Origin of the sequence: Streptomyces sp. NPDC007856 (assembly GCF_042868225.1) — a bacterium.
Lineage (GTDB): Bacteria > Actinomycetota > Actinomycetes > Streptomycetales > Streptomycetaceae > Streptomyces.
This window is the reverse complement of record NZ_JBIAEC010000108.1, coordinates 1-1,483: the sequence shown is the minus strand read 5'-3', so window position 1 is coordinate 1,483 and position 1,483 is coordinate 1. Positions and strand designations below refer to the sequence as shown.

The 1,483-nt window shown below is 68.6% G+C and carries 1 pseudogene; it reads left to right on the top strand.

Annotated elements, in window-relative coordinates:
- Window positions 1-205: 205 nt before the first annotated feature.
- Window positions 206-1,408 (top strand): annotated as a pseudogene (locus ACFYOH_RS44770) (IS110 family transposase).
- Window positions 1,409-1,483: the final 75 nt, after the last annotated feature.

Below are 1,483 nucleotides of genomic sequence, written 5' to 3'. Positions count from 1 at the left end.
GTCACGCGAGCCCGTGCCGGTCGGCACCCTGGACGCTACGGCTGCAGACCGTGCGTCTGGGTCCGATTCAACAAGTCAGAGGTCCGACTACCGCCCAGCCTGGCGCAATGCCCGGCCGCTTGCGGGCGGCAGGTCTGCATAACGTGGATGCGCGCACGACGCCAACGCCCCGGCCAGCACGCACGAACCCGTTCGGGAGGACGGCTTGTACGACAGCGACGAGATAGGCGTCTTCCTGGGCCTGGACGTCGGCAAGACGAACCATCACGGGCACGGGCTCACCCCGGCCGGCAAGAAGGTCTTCGACAAGCAGCTGCCCAACACCGAACCCAAACTGCGGGAGGTCTTCACCAAGCTGAAGACCAAGTTCGGCGCCGTGCTGGTCATCGTGGACCAGCCCGCCTCGATCGGAGCCCTCCCGCTCACGGTCGCCCGGGACACGGGTTGCCAGGTCGCCTACCTGCCCGGACTGGCCATGCGGCGGATCGCCGACCTGTATCCGGGCGAGGCGAAGACCGACGCCCGCGACGCAGCCGTGATCGCGGACGCCGCCCGGACGATGCCGCACACCCTGCGCTCGCTGGAACTGACCGACGAGATCACCGCCGAACTGACGGTGCTGGTCGGCTTCGACCAGGACCTGGCAGCCGAGGCCACCCGCACCTCGAACCGGATCCGCGGCCTGCTCACTCAGTTCCACCCCAGCCTGGAACGCGTCCTCGGCCCCCGGCTCGACCACTAGGCCGTCACCTGGCTGCTGGAACGCTACGGATCCCCCGCCGCCCTGCGAAAGGCCGGACGCCGCAAACTCGTCGAGGTCATACGGCCCAAGGCCCCGCGCATGGCCGCCCGGCTGATCGACGACGTCTTCGACGCCCTCGACGAACAGACCGTCGTCGTTCCCGGCACCGGCACCCTCGACATCGTCATCCCCTCGCTGGCCCGCTCGCTCGGCGCCGTCCACGAACAGCGACGGGCACTCGAAGCCCAGATCGAGGCTCTGCTGGAGGATCACCCTCTTTCCAAGGTCCTGACGTCGCTGCCCGGCGTCGGCGTCAGGACCGCCGCCACACTGCTGGTCACCGTCGGCGACGGCACCAGCTTTCCCACCGCCGCCCACCTGGCCTCTTACGCCGGCCTCGCCCCCACGACCAAGTCCTCCGGGACCTCGATCCACGGCGAACACGCACCCCGCGGCGGCAACCGGCAGCTCAAGCGGGCGATGTTCCTGTCCGCGTTCGCAGCCCCGCACGATCCCGCCTCCCGCACCTACTACGACAAATGCCGGGCCAGAGGAAAGACCCACACCCAGGCACTGCTCCGTCTGGCCCGACAACGGATCAACGTGCTGTTCGCGATGCTCCGCGACGGCACCTTCTACGAACCCAGAACCCCACGCCTCGCTTGACGAAAGACTGTGAGTCTTCATCTGGCTGGTCCGGGACCGGCTGGCAGGGTTGACGTCGGTCGCCTCGTCGTAGTC